This is a genomic window from Undibacterium sp. TJN25 (assembly GCF_049339885.1).
In the GTDB taxonomy this organism is placed as follows: Bacteria; Pseudomonadota; Gammaproteobacteria; order Burkholderiales; family Burkholderiaceae_D; genus Undibacterium.
Genome location: NZ_JBMPPM010000003.1, coordinates 305,460 through 321,142 on the forward strand (window position 1 = coordinate 305,460; position 15,683 = coordinate 321,142).

Annotated in this window: 14 protein-coding genes; 7 read left to right on the forward strand and 7 right to left on the reverse strand. The window is 57.8% G+C overall.

From position 1 onward, the window contains the following. Positions 1-6: 6 nt before the first annotated feature. The 4 genes from dapA to ACO0LO_RS08370 all read right to left on the reverse strand — a co-directional run bounded on the left by dapA (position 7) and on the right by ACO0LO_RS08370 (position 3,185). Positions 7-951: a 4-hydroxy-tetrahydrodipicolinate synthase gene (gene dapA, locus ACO0LO_RS08355; RefSeq protein WP_422963748.1), complete on the reverse strand. Its 945-nt coding sequence runs from the start codon at positions 949-951 to the stop codon at positions 7-9. Positions 952-992: 41 nt separating this feature from the next. Next, positions 993-1,406, reverse strand: a complete 414-nt coding sequence (locus ACO0LO_RS08360) for a hypothetical protein (protein WP_422963749.1) — start codon at positions 1,404-1,406, stop codon at positions 993-995. 170 nt (positions 1,407-1,576) lie between these two features. After that, positions 1,577-2,386 (reverse strand): alpha/beta hydrolase, encoded by an 810-nt coding sequence (locus ACO0LO_RS08365; protein ID WP_422963750.1) that lies wholly within the window; start codon positions 2,384-2,386, stop codon positions 1,577-1,579. Positions 2,387-2,396: 10 nt separating this feature from the next. After that, positions 2,397-3,185 (reverse strand): alpha/beta fold hydrolase, encoded by a 789-nt coding sequence (locus tag ACO0LO_RS08370; protein ID WP_422963751.1) that lies wholly within the window; start codon positions 3,183-3,185, stop codon positions 2,397-2,399. Positions 3,186-3,250: 65 nt separating this feature from the next. Between ACO0LO_RS08370 and ACO0LO_RS08375 the strand changes: the two genes are divergently transcribed. Next, positions 3,251-4,267, forward strand: a complete 1,017-nt coding sequence (locus ACO0LO_RS08375; RefSeq protein ID WP_422963752.1) for an AraC family transcriptional regulator — start codon at positions 3,251-3,253, stop codon at positions 4,265-4,267. 140 nt (positions 4,268-4,407) lie between these two features. On the opposite strand, the gene corA is transcribed toward ACO0LO_RS08375, so the two are convergent. Further along, positions 4,408-5,373, reverse strand: coding sequence for a magnesium/cobalt transporter CorA (gene corA / locus ACO0LO_RS08380; RefSeq protein ID WP_422963753.1), 966 nt, complete (start codon positions 5,371-5,373; stop codon positions 4,408-4,410). A gap of 321 nt (positions 5,374-5,694) precedes the next feature. Between corA and ACO0LO_RS08385 the strand changes: the two genes are divergently transcribed. After that, positions 5,695-7,416: a methyl-accepting chemotaxis protein gene (locus tag ACO0LO_RS08385; protein WP_422963754.1), complete on the forward strand. Its 1,722-nt coding sequence runs from the start codon at positions 5,695-5,697 to the stop codon at positions 7,414-7,416. 262 nt (positions 7,417-7,678) lie between these two features. On the opposite strand, the gene ACO0LO_RS08390 is transcribed toward ACO0LO_RS08385, so the two are convergent. After that, complete coding sequence (locus ACO0LO_RS08390; protein WP_422963755.1) at positions 7,679-8,872, reverse strand: M20 aminoacylase family protein; 1,194 nt, start codon at positions 8,870-8,872, stop codon at positions 7,679-7,681. Positions 8,873-9,171: 299 nt separating this feature from the next. Here ACO0LO_RS08390 and ACO0LO_RS08395 point away from each other — a divergent pair, with 299 nt between their 5' ends. The 5 genes from ACO0LO_RS08395 to ACO0LO_RS08415 all read left to right on the forward strand — a co-directional run bounded on the left by ACO0LO_RS08395 (position 9,172) and on the right by ACO0LO_RS08415 (position 14,800). Next, entirely contained in the window at positions 9,172-10,782 is a 1,611-nt protein-coding gene (locus ACO0LO_RS08395) for an ABC transporter substrate-binding protein (RefSeq protein ID WP_422964113.1), read from the forward strand. 98 nt (positions 10,783-10,880) lie between these two features. Continuing rightward, complete coding sequence (locus ACO0LO_RS08400) at positions 10,881-11,858, forward strand: ABC transporter permease (RefSeq protein WP_422963756.1); 978 nt, start codon at positions 10,881-10,883, stop codon at positions 11,856-11,858. Next, the gene (locus ACO0LO_RS08405) at positions 11,855-12,766 is read left to right on the forward strand and encodes an ABC transporter permease (RefSeq protein ID WP_422963757.1); all 912 of its coding nucleotides are present in this window, start codon (positions 11,855-11,857) and stop codon (positions 12,764-12,766) included. The genes ACO0LO_RS08400 and ACO0LO_RS08405 overlap by 4 nt, the downstream gene beginning before the upstream one ends. Positions 12,767-12,779: 13 nt before the next feature. Further along, complete coding sequence (locus ACO0LO_RS08410) at positions 12,780-13,763, forward strand: ABC transporter ATP-binding protein (RefSeq protein WP_422963758.1); 984 nt, start codon at positions 12,780-12,782, stop codon at positions 13,761-13,763. After that, a complete protein-coding gene (locus ACO0LO_RS08415; RefSeq protein WP_422963759.1) occupies positions 13,760-14,800 on the forward strand; it encodes an ABC transporter ATP-binding protein in 1,041 nt (346 codons plus the stop codon). Before ACO0LO_RS08410 ends, ACO0LO_RS08415 begins: the two co-directional genes overlap by 4 nt. A gap of 50 nt (positions 14,801-14,850) precedes the next feature. Here ACO0LO_RS08415 and ACO0LO_RS08420 read toward each other — a convergent pair whose 3' ends face one another. Beyond that, positions 14,851-15,228, reverse strand: coding sequence for a hypothetical protein (locus tag ACO0LO_RS08420; RefSeq protein ID WP_422963760.1), 378 nt, complete (start codon positions 15,226-15,228; stop codon positions 14,851-14,853). Positions 15,229-15,683: the final 455 nt, after the last annotated feature.

Consider the following 15,683-nt stretch of genomic DNA (forward strand, 5'->3'; position numbering starts at 1 on the left):
ATGAATTTAGCGGACCAGATTCAGCAGGCCGCTTCTTTTTGCCGTGGATTTTTCCGTGTCCATCGATTTTCCCGCGACGGGGATTGCCATCAGTTTGTCCAGCGCGCTGGCGAGCTGGGCCCGGCCGGTTTTCGACATCGTCGTCATCGGCAGGCGCAGTTCTTCCTGTATCAGGCCTTGCATCGCCAGCGCGGCCTTGACCGGGCCCGGATTGGGTTCGGAGAACAATAGCTGTATCAGAGGCAGCAACTGGTTGAACAGCTCGCGTGCCTGCGCCGTGTGGCCGTTTTTGGCCAATGTGTGCAATTGCACGAACAGGTCCGGACGTACGTGCGCGGCGGCGGAAATGGCGCCGTGGCCGCCCAGGCACAGTGCGTGGAACAGCAGCGCGTCATCGCCGCACAGCACTTTGAGACCGGTGTGCCTGACCAGTTCGGCCATTTTCGCCAGATTGCCGCCGCACTCCTTGATGGCGACGATGTTGTCGCAGTGCTGCAAGGCGATGACTGTGCCGATATCGATGTTGACGCCGGTGCGCGACGGAATGTTGTACAGCACGATAGGGTCGTCAGTCGCCGCGGCGATCGCCTCGAAATGCAGGCGTATGCCATCCTGCGAGGGCCGCACGTAAGACGGTGCAGACACCAGGAAACCTGCCGAGCGCTGGCTGTCCAGCCGCGCCACTTTGTCCACCAAGGCCTGTGTGTCGCTGCCGCTGATGCCCATCAGCACCGGGCAGCTGCTTTGCACAGCTTCCAGCACGGCCGCCAGGACCTGGCTCTGTTCTTTTTCGCTCAGCGTGGCCGCTTCGCCCGTGGTGCCGCAGGCAACCAGGCCGTGCACGCCAGCATCCAGCATGGTCAATGCAAGCTGCTGCGCCCGGTCCAGGTCGGGTTTGCCGTTGCGGAACGGCGTGACGAGCGGAATCCAGATGCCTTCAAAGATGGTCATGATGTTTTGTCAAAAAATTGGAAAATAATAGTGGCGCCGTGTTAGACAGGCAGCAGCGGCGTGATGCGTCCAAATTCCGCCTGTGGCAGGCTGCGCATCACGTTGCGGATGATGGTGTCAACGGAATTTTTGCTCAGGCACAGCCAGACCTTCATCTTGGTTGCATGGTCTACCGGCTTCACACGCATATAGCTGACCAGTTCGCCGCAGGTGCCTACGATGACATGCCTGAGCTCCGTCACGGAAGCGGCGTCCACGGTGATGCGCATGATGAAGTCGTTCTGGATGGCTTTGGGTTTGTTGCGGTAGCTGATGTGCGTGACCCGCGCTGACGGTTCCTGACGCATCGCTTGCTGTTTGGCCGGTGCACAGCCTGGGGATTGCAGTTCTGCTGAAAACTCGTCGGGTGGAAAGGGGAAAGGAATGACCGACGATCTGCTGATGTTCTGGTTCATAAAAATCTTTGTCCGTTTAGGTGCTTTCAGCTTAGCAGCGGGGACGTAAAGATTCTCTAAAAAGGGTGGGGCAAAATGTAAACGGCCTATAAATATGCAATTGGCATCGGAGACCCCACCCGTGCTTCCGGGTGGGGTCTCCGCAAGGCCTATCCGTAAGGCCTATCCTATCAGATACCGTTCACGCTGGCGGCGGCTGTCAGGATGACGTTGGCTACCTCGGTCGGGTGCGACACCATCGATACGTGGCTGGCGCCGGGAATCATCGTGACTTGCGCCTTGATCCGCGCGGCTTCTCCCTGCTGGAATGCGGCCGGGATGATCTGGTCGCTGGTGCCCACCACAAAGTAGGAAGGCTTGCTCTTCCACGCGGCATTGCTTACTTTATCATCCAGCACATGGGCGAAGATCGGGCCCTGCGCGGTTGCCATCACTGTAGCTTCGCTGGTTGGCACGTCTGCGGCAAAATTGTTCAGGTACACGCTGGTGTTCAGCGTCAGGTATCCGCCACTGTCCGGGACGATGCCTTTCTGCCATTCCCCCGCCGGATATGGCTTGGTGAGGTCGTTGATCGATTCATTGTCGCCTGGCGCGAACGCATCGACATATACCAGGTTGACGACCTTGGCGCTGGTGCCGGCCTCCGTGATGACGGCGCCGCCGTACGAATGACCGACTAGGATCACCTGGCCTGATTCTGCCTCGATGGCGCGGCGTACGATGGCTGCGTCGTCGCCCAGAGAAGAGCGTTGTAATTGCACGGATACCACCTTCAGGCCGCGCTGTTGCAAGAGCGGCGTTACCTTGGCCCAGCTTGAACCGTCGGCCCATGCGCCGTGTACCAGCACGGCCGTGGTTGGCGTCGGTGGGATGGTGGCCGCGCTGCTGGTGCCGCCGCATCCAGTCAGTATGGCCGATGTGGCGAGGGCACCAACGGCAAGCGCGGCGAGGATAAACGGTTTGCGGAAACGGGAAGTCATGTCATTCTCCTTATTTGGCGGCTTGTTCAATGGCGCTCACCAGACCGGAAACATCGGTCAGGAAGGGCGTATGGCCGGTATTGAGCGTCAGCTCCAGGCGGACCGGCGTGGCGGCAATCATCTTTTCCTGCAGGTAAGGGCTGACGACCTGGTCCTGCGCGGTATGGATGTAGACCCTGTCAACCTTGCCGAAGCGCGCTGCAGTCAGCTTCACCGGCGTGACGATGGGCGCCAGCGGCTCATCGATGATCAGGTCCGGCAACACCTTGCGCAAACCTTCCGGAGCGCCGTTGGCGAACAGGTCGGCGCGGGCCGCATAGTCCACCGAAATCATGCCCTTGGCTTCGTCAATATGCAACGCTGGGCCGGCTTTGCTGTCACGGTCCTGTTTTGCCAGCGACAGCATCGATTCGCCATCCTGCGGCAGGTAGGCAGCGAGATACACCGCTGTCCTGATCCTGGCTGGCGCGGCTTCGGTCACGGCCGCGACTGCGATGCCGCCAAAGCTATGGCCGACCAGCACTACCGGCTGTGATTCGCCCTCGATTGCCTTCAGCACGGTGTCGCGATATACATCTCCGCTGACCAGGTTGGCCGCCAGAGGCGCGCTGGGGCGGCCCGGCAGATTGACGTTGATCACGCGGTAGCCATCGGCCTGCAGCTTGGCGCTGACGCCATCCCAGACGTGTGAGTCTTCAAATGCACCATGGACGAGGGCAATGGCCGGCTTTTCTGCAGCCATCGTTTGGGCGCCGATCAGGGCGGCGGAAGTCAGAATCAAGCTATTCAATGTTTTCATGTCATACTCCTGGTAAGAGGTTATTAAGGTTGGAAACTACAAGGCAAATGATAGGACGCAAGCAGATGAGCAGCCATATCCAAGAGGCCGGAATTCATGATCGATCGTCCGGGAAAATGCCCGACTACGGCATGGTAGCCACCCGGGCCGATGTCCTGTCCCAGGTGCTGACGCTGATACGCCTGCGCGGCGAACTGGTGTATTCAGCACGGCTGCGGGCGCCATGGAGCATTGCGTTTCCCAAGGGGGCAGCGCATTTCTATTTTGTCGAGGCCGGCACTATGTGGGTCAAGACCCTGAACGCCGAGCCGATTGCTGTGCATCAGGGCGACATGCTGCTGCTGCCGCATGGCATCGGGCATTTGATTTGCGACGATCCTGCCACGCCCCCGGCAGATATCGGCAGCCTCATCGGCGAACACTTTGACCGCGACAAGTCGGTGCTCGACTTCGGCGGCGATGGCGTACAGACGCGCGTGGTTGGCGGCCTGTTCCATTTTGAAGGGGGATCGCTGGCTGCCATCATGGCGGCCCTGCCCTTGATGGTGCGTATTCCCAGCCAGGAGGGCAAGGCGCCGGACTGGCTGCATGCGTTGACCCATTTCCTGGTCAAGGAGTCGCACGAGGTCGAACCTGGATCATCGCTGATGATTTCACGGCTGATTGATTTGCTGGTGATACGCACGCTGCGTTCCTGGGCTGCCAGCCAGACCCACCCAAGTAGCTGGGTCGGCGCACTGGGCGATGAGCGCATAGGCCGCGCATTGAGCGCCATCCATGCCGCGCCCTATCATCAATGGACCGTGGAAGGACTCGCCGGCATCGCTGCGATGTCGCGCTCCATTTTTGCCGAACGCTTTACTGCGCGCATCGGCGAGGCGCCATTGCAATATGTTAAACGCCTAAAGCTGACGCTGGCCGCGGACATGCTCTCCAGCGGAGGCCTGCGTGTAACACAGGCAGCGGAACGTATCGGCTATGCATCAGATGCAGCCTTCAGCCGCGCCTTCAAGGCGCAGTTCGGCTACGCGCCGAGCGAGGCAAGCCAGCGCCAAGGCAGCTCATGGAACAGCGTTGAATGAGAGTGCGGATATCTGCACTGGCACCGCGGCACCAGCTTGAGTGAGCCTGGTTACCGTGGCGGTTGAATTTTTATGGCACCTGCTTTTTATTGACCCAGGCTAGCCGGCAGTGCCCTTCATGCAAGGCCGGAATCTTCCCGCTAAAGCCAGCCTGTTTTCCTGAACCGGTAGTACAGATACCCGCATACCCCGGCCATCAGCGCCAGCGCGCACGGATAGCCATACTGCCATTCCAGCTCCGGCATGGCCTTGAAGTTCATGCCCCAGATGCCGGCAAACGCAGTGGCAACGGCGAAAATCGCGGCCCAGGCGGCGAGGCGCTTGTTGACTTCGCTTTCGTCAATGGCGACCATCGACAGGTTGACCTGTATCGCCGTGCTGATGGTGTCGCGTATCGTTTCAATGGAGGCATTCACGCGGTACAGGTGGTCATACACGTCGCGGAAATATTCCTGGGTATCGGCGCAGATGGCCGGTACGCGGCCGCCGAAAAGTTTGCCTGTCGCTTCCATCAGCGGCATGGCGGCATGCCGGACCTGCATGACCTTGCGTTTCAGCTGGTACAGGCGCTGGATGTTGGAGCGCTCGCTGCCGCTGGCGAAAATCTGTTCTTCCACCAGTTCCAGTTCTTCTTCCAGCGACTCGATCACGGGCAGGTAGCGGTCCACGACGGCATCTATCAGTGCGTAGAAGACAAAGGCGGAACCATGCTTCAGCAAGTGGGGTTCATGTTCGCAGCGGGCGCGCACGCCGAGGAAATTCTGCTGACAGCGGTTGCGCACCGACAGCACGTAGTTTTCACCGACAAACAGATTCAGCTCGCCGACGCTGACGGCGCCGTCAACGATTTCCACCGTATGGATCACGGCGAACAGCGAGTCGCCGTATTCCTCTATCTTGGGCCGCTGGTGGCCGTGCTGCGCGTCTTCCACGGCCAGTTCATGCAGGTTGAACTCGTGTTTCATCTGCATCAGCTCGGCATCTTCGGCGTCGCGTAGCGCGACCCATACGAAGCAATTCTCTTTTTCCAGATAGTCGCTGATTTGTTCCACGGGGATGTCGGAAAGCTTACGGCCTTCCTGGTAGGCGACGCAATTGATCAGCATATTTCTTGAGTCCTTTGAGAATGTGGGGATCACTGTAAAGCAAATCCGAGGAAAAATCAGCCGGAATGGCGCTCGCGATTATTGCTCTACATTAATTTTGATCATCATCTCATATTGCCGATAGCGCCGCGACCGGCCAGCTTGTGGCAAAGCCTCCACATTGCAGCCCAATTCGGCGGAGCGCGGCCATTTAGCTGCGTTTACCGCAATAGAGAAGAGTAAGATTGTTTTGCGCATTCTCCCGCGTTCTCATAAAAACATAACAAGTTCTGGAAGTCCGGATTGATAGCCGCTCTCGCAGCCCCATCGAAAGGATCCAATATGAAACTGTTTTATGATCTCAAAATCTCCGCCAAGCTGTTCACCGGTTTTATCGCGCTGCTGCTGCTAACCACTTTCCTGGGCGTGTTTTCCATTGTGCAGCTGGCCAGGGTCAACAACTCCACCTTCGATCTCGGCACCAACTGGATGCCCTCCGTGAATGCGGCCATGGGAATCAAGGAGAGGATTTCACGCGTACGCACGCAGGAAATGCAGATCGTACTGTCGGATAATCCGCAGGACATCGACAAATATCTGGCTCGCCTCCGGGAATATGCGGGCGAGCTTAAAAAATACGAATCGGATTACGCCGCGCTGATCTCCGAACCGGCGGAAAAGAGCATTTTTGCTGAATACACCGCGCTGTGGGATGCCTATCTGGCTGAGAACGGCAAGATAGTGGCGCTGGCCCGAGACGGAAAAAATAAGGAAGCGCGCGACATACTGCGCGGAGAGTCGTCGCGGCTGAACGCGGAAATGCTGAAGCGCATGGACGGCATCGTCAAGGTCAATGTGGACGGCGGTGTCCAGGCCTACCAGCTAGGCGAAAATATTTATTCCAACTCGCGCACGCTGATTATCGTAGTGCTGGCGGTCAGCATCGCGCTGGGTCTGGTGCTGGCCTATTTTATTGCCCGCGTAGTGGCCGGCCCGCTGCAACAGGCTTTGCGGGTTGCGCAGACGGTCGCTTCCGGCGACCTCACCAGCCATATAGAATCCAATTCCAGGGATGAAACCGGGCAGCTGCTGCAGGCGCTGAAGGAAATGAATGCCAGCCTGCTGAGCGTGGTGACCGAGGTGAGGGCGGGCACTGATATGATCGCCACCGCATCCACTGAAATCGCCAACGGCAATATGGACCTGTCGTCCCGCACCGAAACCCAGGCGAGTTCGCTGGAAGAAACCGCGTCCTCGATGGAGGAACTGACATCCACGGTGCGGCAGAACGGCGACAATGCGAAACAGGCCAACCAGCTGTCGCATTCTGCCTCCGCGGTTGCACAAAAAGGCGGCAGCGTGGTGTCTCAGGTCGTTGAGACCATGGGGTCGATCAATGAATCCTCCAAGAAGATCGTTGACATCATCGGCGTCATCGACGGCATCGCTTTCCAGACCAACATTTTGGCGCTGAACGCCGCGGTGGAAGCAGCCCGCGCTGGCGAACAGGGCAGGGGTTTTGCAGTGGTGGCCTCCGAAGTGCGCAACCTGGCCCAGCGCTCGGCCAGCGCCGCCAAGGAAATCAAGGCGCTGATCAATGATTCCGTCGAAAAAGTGGACCAGGGCACGCGGCTGGTGGACCAGGCGGGCATTACGATGGAGGAAGTGGTCGCCAGCGTCAGGCGTGTGACCGACATCATCGGTGAAATCACCGCCGCCAGCCAGGAACAGAGCACCGGCATAGAGCAGATCAACGACGCCATAGTACAGATGGACCAGGTAACGCAGCAGAATGCCGCACTGGTAGAGCAGGCAGCCGCAGCTGCGGGAGCCTTGCAAGACCAGGCCAGTAACCTGAGCCGCGTGGTTGGGGTCTTCAAGCTGGATGGACGGCATGGGGCGGCTTCAGTGCCAGCGCCTGCGCGTCCCTCCGCCCGGCCATCCACTGCTGCCATCAGGCCGCAGGCAAAGCCGGCTGCTCAAACCCAGAGGCTGGCGAGCAAGCCGGCAGCACTGAAGAAATCAGCAGTGGCGCCGGCGGCCGAGGATTGGGAGGAGTTTTAAGCCAGCGATTTGAAGGCCCGATTTTCTGCCGCGCAAAACCCCCTCTCCCGCGTGCGGGAGAGGGCTGGGGTGAGGGGAGTCAAACCGGGATAAAGGCCTTATTTTGGTTGGCAATCAAATTACAGCAAGATCAGCCTTGCCAAACGCTTATTGAAGATTGCTGCAAAAATATCGCAATATCAAATTTGCGCTCCTCACCCTGACTCTCTCGCGCATGCGGGAGAGGAAATGTTCGCTACTCTTTACTGCTGGCCGTTTGTAATCAGGTCTTCGCCAGATAAGTCTCCGCCAGCCGCACCCAATAGGTTGCGCCTATGGGCAGCAGATCGTCGTTGAAGTCGTAGCTGGGGTTATGCAGGTTGCATGGTCCCAGCCCGTGGCCGATGTCGCGGTGTTCGCCTTCGCCATTGCCGATGAAGACATAGCAGCCCGGCTTGGCTTGCAGCATGAAGGCAAAATCTTCGGCGCCCATGGTCGGCTCCACCTGCGCCTCGACCTTGGCGTCGCCTACTACGCCGCGCATGACATCGACACAGAATGCGGTTTCCTTTGCATGGTTGATCAGCGGCGGGTAATTGCGTTTGAAATGAAAGTCCACTTCGGCATCGAAAGCCGCGGCGGTGTGCTCAGCCACTGCGCGCATCCTGGATTCGACCAGGTCGATCACTTCGGTGGTGAAGCCGCGCACGGTGCCTATCAGTTTGGCGTCATCCGGTATGACATTGGTGGCGCTGCCGGCGTGGATCTGCGTGATCGACAGCACCGCGGTGTCCAGCGGGCTCTTGTTGCGGCTGATGATGGTCTGCCAGCTTTGCGCAATCTGCACCGCCACCATGATGGGGTCCACGCTCTTGTGCGGCTGGGCTGCATGCGAGCCCTTGCCTTTGACGGTCACTTCAAACTCATTGCTGGAAGCCATCATCGGCCCCGGTGTCACGCCGAAGGTGCCGACCGCTACGCCGGGCCAGTTATGCATGCCGAATACCGCTTCCACCGGGCACTGCTCGAACAGCCCGTCTTCTATCATCCGTTTGGCGCCGCCGCCGCCTTCTTCTGCCGGCTGGAAGATCACGTAGACCGTGCCGTCGAACTGCCGGTGCTGCGACAGGTAGTGGGCCGCACCGAGCAGCATTGCCGTATGGCCGTCGTGCCCGCAGGCATGCATCTTGCCTTCATGTTTGGACGCATGGGGAAAGGTATTGGTTTCCTGCATGGGCAGTGCATCGATGTCGGCGCGCAGTGCGATGGCCCGGCCGCTGTTGCCGTTTTTGATGATGCCCACCACGCCGGTGCCGCCCAGGCCGCGAATCACAGGGATGTCCCATTCCTGCAGCTTTTGCGCGACAACATCGGAAGTCCGGTGTTCTTCGTAGCACAGCTCCGGATGCGCGTGGATGTCGCGGCGGATCTTTTGCAGTTCGGCGTGGAACTGGATGATGGGGTCGATCAGTTTCATGGCGGTCTCCGTGCAGGCTTGCCGGTCGCAAGCCTGTGATATCGATATAAATGGATGTAACGGGCCGGGTAGGCCTAAGCTGTTAAATTATTTTGCCTGAAACAACACCCACAGGCAATGTAGGTAAAACGAGACGCAGTTCCCGCCATGCATGGATTGATTTTGTTGCACCAAAATAGCCCGCAGTGTATGTTGTTGCAACCTAGGCAAGCCGGTCTTTTTTTTACGGCTGCTTAAATGATTGTAGACCTTCCGGCAGTATTCTCTTGAATAAATCATAAGGAGTTTTCATGCTGTCCATGTTCCATCGAGTTGCCCGCCCGCCGCGCCATTTACGTCACTTACGCAATTTCTTGCTGGCTGCCGGCGCCGCATTGCTGGTCGCCGCCGCACCTGCCGCTAGTGCGCAAGAATTCAAGCTGGCGATGAGTTCGCCGCCCACGTCGCTGGATCCGCACTTCTACAACCTGTTCCCCAATCTGAACGTATCGGACCACATGTTCGAAACCCTGGTGAAGATGGATGCCGACAGCCATGTGATACCCAGCCTGGCCGAATCCTGGACGCTGGTCAACAACCTGACCTGGGAGTTCAAGTTGCGCAAGGGCGTCAAATTCCATGACGGCAGCGAATTTACCGCCGAAGACGTAGTCTGGTCGCTGGACCGCCCGGCAACCATCGTCAACAGCCCGGCCAAGTTCGACCAGTTCACCAAGGCCATCGTCAACAAGAAGGTGATGGATCCGTACACGATCAGGCTGACGACGAAGGAGCCGTATCCGCTGATGCTGGCCGACCTGACTTCGGTCTACATGGTGTCCAAGAAAGCCACGCAAGGCCTGGCCAGTGATGATTTTTCCAGCGGCAAGGGCATGGTCGGCACCGGCCCTTATAAATTTACCAAGTATCTGCGCGACGACCGCATAGAGATGGACCGTTTCGAAGGCTACTGGGGCAAATACCCCGGCAAATGGAGCAAGGTCACGCTGCGTTTTATCCCCAACGGCTCGACCCGCCTGGCGGCATTGCTGGCAGGCGACGTGCAGGCGCTGGAAAACGTGCCGACGCCGGACGTCGCCAGGGTGCGCAGCGACGCCAACCTGAAAATGGAATCCAAGGTGTCGCACCGGCTGATCTTTCTATATGTAGACGGCCTGCGCGACAAATCGCCTTTCGTCACCGACAAGGAAGGCAAACCGCTGGACAAGAACCCGATGAAGGATATCCGGGTACGCCGGGCGATTACGATGGCGATCAACCGCGATGCAATCCGCGACCGCGTGATGGAAGGCCTGTCGCAGCCGACCAATAACCTGGTGCCGGTGACATTGTTCGGCTACAACCCGGACCTGAAAGTCGTCAAATACGATCCCGAGGCGGCCAAGAAGCTGCTGGCGGAAGCCGGCTACCCCAACGGCTTCGGCATTACCATCCATACGCCGAACAACCGTTATGTCAACGACGAAAAAATCACGCAGACCATCGCCCAGATGCTGTCCCGCATAGGCATCGCCGCCAAGGTGGAAGGCTTGCCGATGTCCATCTATTCGGCACGCGGCATCAAGCAGGAGTTCTCGCTTGGCTTGCTGGGCTGGGGTGCGCAGACCGGTGAAGCGTCGTCCACCCTGCGGGCCATCGTCGCCTGCGAAGACCCTGTCAAGGGTTTCGGCGTGGCCAACTGGACCCGCTTCTGCAATCCAAAAATGGATGCGGTACTGTCCAGGGCGATCAATATCGTGGACGACAAGGAAAGGCTGAAGCTGTTGCAGGAGGCAACCGCGATCAGCGTCAACGACGTGGATCTGATCCCCATCCATCAGCAGGTGACGACCTGGGCGATGAAAAAGGGCATCACATACATCCCGCGCACCGACGAGCGTACACACGCGTACGAATTCAGCCAGAAATAGGCGCTATATTGACATTAGCGTTATATTCACGCCAGGGCGCCCGTCAATTGTGACGGGCGCTTGCTTTCAGATGTCACCAGAGAGACCGCAGGAGTTTTATGCTTGTTTTTATTATCCGGCGCATGATGCAGAGCATAGTAGTGCTGCTCATCATGTCCTTGCTGGTATTTGCCGGCGTGTATGCGATAGGTAATCCTATCGATGTACTGATCAGTCCCGATGCCGACCAGATCGAGCGCGCCCGCACCATTGCGGCATTTGGTCTAGACAAACCGCTGTATGAACAATATTTTGTTTTCCTCAAGCATGCGCTGAGCGGCGACCTCGGCCGTTCGTTTGCGTTTTCCACACCGGCGCTGCAACTGATCTTCGAGCGCATGCCGGCGACAATGGAACTCGCCGTATTCGCCATCCTGATCTCCATCGTGCTCGGCATACCGCTGGGGCTGCTGGCCGGCCTGCGGCCCAACAGCATTACCGGCAAGAGCATCATGAGCATTTCCATACTCGGGTTTTCGCTGCCCAGCTTCTGGGTGGGGCTGATGCTGATCATGGTGTTTGCCGTGCAGCTGGGCTGGCTGCCATCCAGCGGCCGGGGAGAAACCACGATGCTGCTGGGCATACCGGTCAGCTTCCTGAGTCTGGACGGGCTGAAACACCTGATCATGCCGGCGTTTAACCTCGCGCTGTTCAACGTGGCGCTGGTCATCCGATTGACGCGCGCCGGCGCGCAGGAAGCGCTGCTGCAAGACTATGTGAAATTTGCGCGCGCCAAGGGGCTGAGCAATGCACGCATCATCGGTGTGCATGTGCTGAAAAACATCCTGATCCCGATTGTTACCGTGATAGCGCTGCAATTCGGCTCCATCATCGCGTTTGCGATCGTGACCGAATCGGTATTCGCCTGGCCCGGCATGGGCAAGCTGATCATCGACTCCATCCGCGTGCTGGACCGCCCGGTAATCGTTGCCTACCTGCTGCTGATTGTGACGCTGTTCATCCTGATCAATCTGGTGGTGGACGTGATTTATTCGCTGCTCGACCCGCGCGTGCGCCTGTCGGAGGCAAAAGGATGACTGTGGAAAATAATAAAAAACTGGCGGCGCCGGAAACTCCTTTGCGCCGCTTCACCCGCCATTTCTTTGCCAGCAAAGTGGCAACCGTGGGTTTCATCCTGATGGTCATTATCCTGCTGGCGGCGGTCTTCGCCCCCGTGATTTCGCCGCAAAATCCCTATGACCTGTCCAGCCTGGACGTCATGGATTCGCGGCTGGAGCCCGGCCAGCAGTCAGCCGACGGCAAGATGACTTTTTTGATGGGCACCGATGAGCAAGGACGCGACATGCTGTCGGCGATCATTTATGGCGTGCGCATTTCCGTTATTGTCGGCGTGTCCAGCACGGTGATCGCGCTGTTGATCGGCCTCAGCCTGGGCCTGTGCGCAGGTTATGCCGGCGGCAGGGTGGAAGCCTTCATCATGCGCGTGGCCGACATCCAGCTGTCTTTCCCACCTATCCTGATTGCGTTGATCCTGCTGGCGCTGACAGGGCAGGGCGTGGGCAAGATCATCATTGCGCTGGTGGCCGTGCAGTGGGCCTACTATGCCCGCACGGCGCGCAGTGCCGCCCTGGTGGAGCGCAAGAAGGAATATATAGAAGCGGCAACTTGCCTGGGGCTGTCGCCTACCCGCGTCGTGCTGCGCCACCTGCTGCCCAACTGCCTGCCGCCGCTGATTGTCATCGCCGCCTTGCAGGTTGCTTCAGCCATCTCATTGGAAGCGACGCTGTCTTTCCTGGGTCTGGGTTTGCCGGTGACCGAGCCTTCGCTGGGCCTGCTGATCGCCAATGGCTTCCAATACCTGTTGTCCGGCAAATACTGGATCAGTTTCTTTCCAGGGATTGCACTGTTGCTGACCGTGGTTGCCATCAACCTGGTGGCGGACCAGTTGCGCGACGTGCTGAACCCGCGCCTGCAAACACAATGACGAGAACATTTCCATGACCCATACTGCAACCCTCGTCGTCGAGAATTTAAAAACCCAGTTCTTCAGCCGCGCCGGCACCGTCACGGCGGTGGATGATGTGTCCTTTTCGGTGGAACCCGGCCAGATCATGGGCCTGGTCGGCGAATCCGGTTCCGGCAAATCGATGACCGGCTATTCCATCATGGGCCTGATTGATGCGCCCGGCAAGGTCAGCGGCGGCAGCATACGGCTGAAGGGGCGCGAACTGCGCGGCTTGTCGGCGGAAGAAATGCGCCAGATCCGGGGCAACCGCATCGCGATGATCTTCCAGGATCCGATGATGACGCTGAACCCGGTCTTGCGTATCGACACGCAGATGATGGAAGCCGTGTTTGCGCATAACAAGGTCAGCAAGGAAACCGCGCGTGAAATGGCCAGGGATGCGCTGGCCCGCGTCGGCATACCTTCGCCGGATGAGCGCCTGCTGGCCTATCCGCACCAGTTTTCCGGCGGCATGCGGCAAAGGGTGGCGATAGCCACCGCGCTGCTGAACAAGCCCGACCTGATCATCTGCGACGAGCCGACCACGGCGCTGGACGTGACCATCCAGGGCCAGATCCTGTATGAAATGCAAAAGCTGTGCAGGGAATCCGGCACGGCGCTGATCTGGATCACGCATGACCTGTCGGTCGTGGCCGGCCTGGCCGATACCGTGTCGGTGATGTATGCCGGCAAGATCGTCGAAAGCGGCGAGGTGCATCAGGTGCTGGAGCATCCGCGCCATCCGTATACGCACGGCTTGATCGCGTCGGCGCCGTCGCGCAATCCGCATGGTCAGCCCTTGAAACAGATACCTGGAATGACTCCATCCTTATTGAACTTACCCTCCGGCTGCGCGTTCCGTGAACGTTGCGAGCGCGCTACGACCGTGTGCGAACAAACTCCGGCGCTCAGCATCGTGGATGGCCGCGCGCTGCGCTGTTTCCATCCGGTTGAGGAACAGGAGCTTGCCGCATGAACCAGCTTGCCGATGCAAAGATGATGGAACAACAGACGCTATCCGCTGCTGCGCCTATCCTGGAACTGCGTGCAGTCAGTAAACGTTTTGTCAAATCGCTGGATATCGCCGCAAAGATCGCCAACGGTTTCGGCGCAGGGCTCAAGGAGCAGGTCGTGCACGCCGTCGACGACGTCACGCTGACGATACAACCCGGCGAGGTGGTCGGCCTGGTCGGTGAATCCGGCTGCGGCAAATCCACGCTGGGCCGCATGGCCGTGGGCTTGCACAGCCTGTCCGCCGGCAGCCGCCTGTGGAAGGGGCAGGCCATAGACCAGTTGCCCGCCGCTGAAAAACGCCGGTTGCAACTGGGCATACAGATGATTTTCCAGGACCCGTATGCGTCGCTGAACCCGCGCATGCGCGTGCAGGACATCGTCGGCGAGGCCCCGGTCGTGCACAAGATCATCGCCGGCGGCGAGCAGAAAGACTATGTCGAAGGGCTGCTGCAAACGGTGGGGCTGGACCCTGCCGTGCTGCGCCGCTTCCCGCACCAGTTCTCCGGCGGCCAGAGGGCGCGCGTCGGCATTGCCCGCGCGCTGGCGGTCAAGCCTGAATTCCTGGTCTGCGACGAAGCTGTCGCCGCGCTGGACGTATCGATACAGGCGCAGGTGCTGAATCTGTTCATCCGCCTGCGTGACGAGTTGAAGCTCACCTATCTGTTCATCAGCCACGACTTGGGCGTGGTGCGCCACCTGTCCGACCGTGTAGTCATCATGTACCTGGGCCAGGTAGTGGAATCGGCGCCCACGACCGAAATTTTCGGCCACGCCAACCATCCATACACACAGGCGCTGCTGGCGTCCGCGCCGAAGCTGGAAGTCAAAAAGATAGAATTCCTTGCAGTAAAAGGAGAAATCCCTTCGCCGCTGAACCCGCCGTCAGGCTGCTACTTCCATCCCCGCTGCATACACGCGATGGAACGCTGCAAGCAGGAGAAGCCTATGCTAAAAGAGATATCGGTAGGGCATTTTTCAGCCTGCCATTTGAATGGATAGAACGCTGATTTGGTCTCTGGCGTGGCTCAAATGTGTTAATGAGCATATGGCTACTTACATAATTCGATCGACTCAGGGTCGAGGGTGACGAATCCGTGTTCATCCTCTGTCTGCGCTGCAGCTATAAAATCAAACATCTCTTCGCCAATAATCGATTTGTCACCAGTTTCCATATAGCGAAGGAAGCAGTTGCCAAGTTCGGCATCCGTAGAAAAAAATGAACTTATCCTGCTTCGCACGATTTCATTTTCTGTGCCGGCAATTCCTGTTTTGTTAAAACGATTTTTTTCTTGATTGGAAGAAAGATAAAACCTTTCAATGAACGTCATATTTACGGACAAATCTAAAATCATTTCTCGAAATGTAGGATCTTTCGAATAAACAAGTCGAAGATATTTTTGTAAAGCGAGTGTTTCGCTTTCTTCCATTATGGCTTGAGGTTTCCAACGCGTGATCGATTCATCGCGCGAACATATGAGATAACGTTTCAATTATTCCCTTTCATCTGAATGGATTTAAATCTGCAAGTCATCAAATTAGCTAAATTTTGCTATACAAATTTTTTGTGATGCTATCAGAAAAAAAGTGAAAAACACGGTAATCGCTCAATATGCAGCTTTCAAATAGAAATTTTTCTAAGCTAAGGAAGCGAAAAACATCAACGGATAATAATTGAGGTAAATCGCTAACTTGGAGACGGTTGCCATTTTTATGTAAAGTCACGGCCAAGAGTTCGCTTCACAGGATGCTGATATCAGCGTCGCTTTATTGAAAAAAACGGGCTCGTCTTTCGATAGCCTCAGCATAGTAGTATTTTGCGACATTCAAAAATGTTATGATCAGCGTACACAATGCCAAATATAACAAGTTCATCATCAAGCCG

Bases quoted from the DNA above. Each gene is read 5' to 3' on its own strand.
- dapA (WP_422963748.1), bottom strand. From the start codon at position 951: ATGACCATCTTTGAAGGCATCTGGATTCCGCTCGTCACGCCGTTCCGC.
- ACO0LO_RS08360 (WP_422963749.1), bottom strand. From the start codon at position 1,406: ATGAACCAGAACATCAGCAGATCGTCGGTCATTCCTTTCCCCTTTCCA.
- ACO0LO_RS08365 (WP_422963750.1), bottom strand. From the start codon at position 2,386: ATGACTTCCCGTTTCCGCAAACCGTTTATCCTCGCCGCGCTTGCCGTT.
- ACO0LO_RS08370 (WP_422963751.1), bottom strand. From the start codon at position 3,185: ATGAAAACATTGAATAGCTTGATTCTGACTTCCGCCGCCCTGATCGGC.
- ACO0LO_RS08375 (WP_422963752.1), top strand. From the start codon at position 3,251: ATGAGCAGCCATATCCAAGAGGCCGGAATTCATGATCGATCGTCCGGG.
- corA (WP_422963753.1), bottom strand. From the start codon at position 5,373: ATGCTGATCAATTGCGTCGCCTACCAGGAAGGCCGTAAGCTTTCCGAC.
- ACO0LO_RS08385 (WP_422963754.1), top strand. From the start codon at position 5,695: ATGAAACTGTTTTATGATCTCAAAATCTCCGCCAAGCTGTTCACCGGT.
- ACO0LO_RS08390 (WP_422963755.1), bottom strand. From the start codon at position 8,872: ATGAAACTGATCGACCCCATCATCCAGTTCCACGCCGAACTGCAAAAG.
- ACO0LO_RS08395 (WP_422964113.1), top strand. From the start codon at position 9,172: ATGTTCCATCGAGTTGCCCGCCCGCCGCGCCATTTACGTCACTTACGC.
- ACO0LO_RS08400 (WP_422963756.1), top strand. From the start codon at position 10,881: ATGCTTGTTTTTATTATCCGGCGCATGATGCAGAGCATAGTAGTGCTG.
- ACO0LO_RS08405 (WP_422963757.1), top strand. From the start codon at position 11,855: ATGACTGTGGAAAATAATAAAAAACTGGCGGCGCCGGAAACTCCTTTG.
- ACO0LO_RS08410 (WP_422963758.1), top strand. From the start codon at position 12,780: ATGACCCATACTGCAACCCTCGTCGTCGAGAATTTAAAAACCCAGTTC.
- ACO0LO_RS08415 (WP_422963759.1), top strand. From the start codon at position 13,760: ATGAACCAGCTTGCCGATGCAAAGATGATGGAACAACAGACGCTATCC.
- ACO0LO_RS08420 (WP_422963760.1), bottom strand. From the start codon at position 15,228: ATGGAAGAAAGCGAAACACTCGCTTTACAAAAATATCTTCGACTTGTT.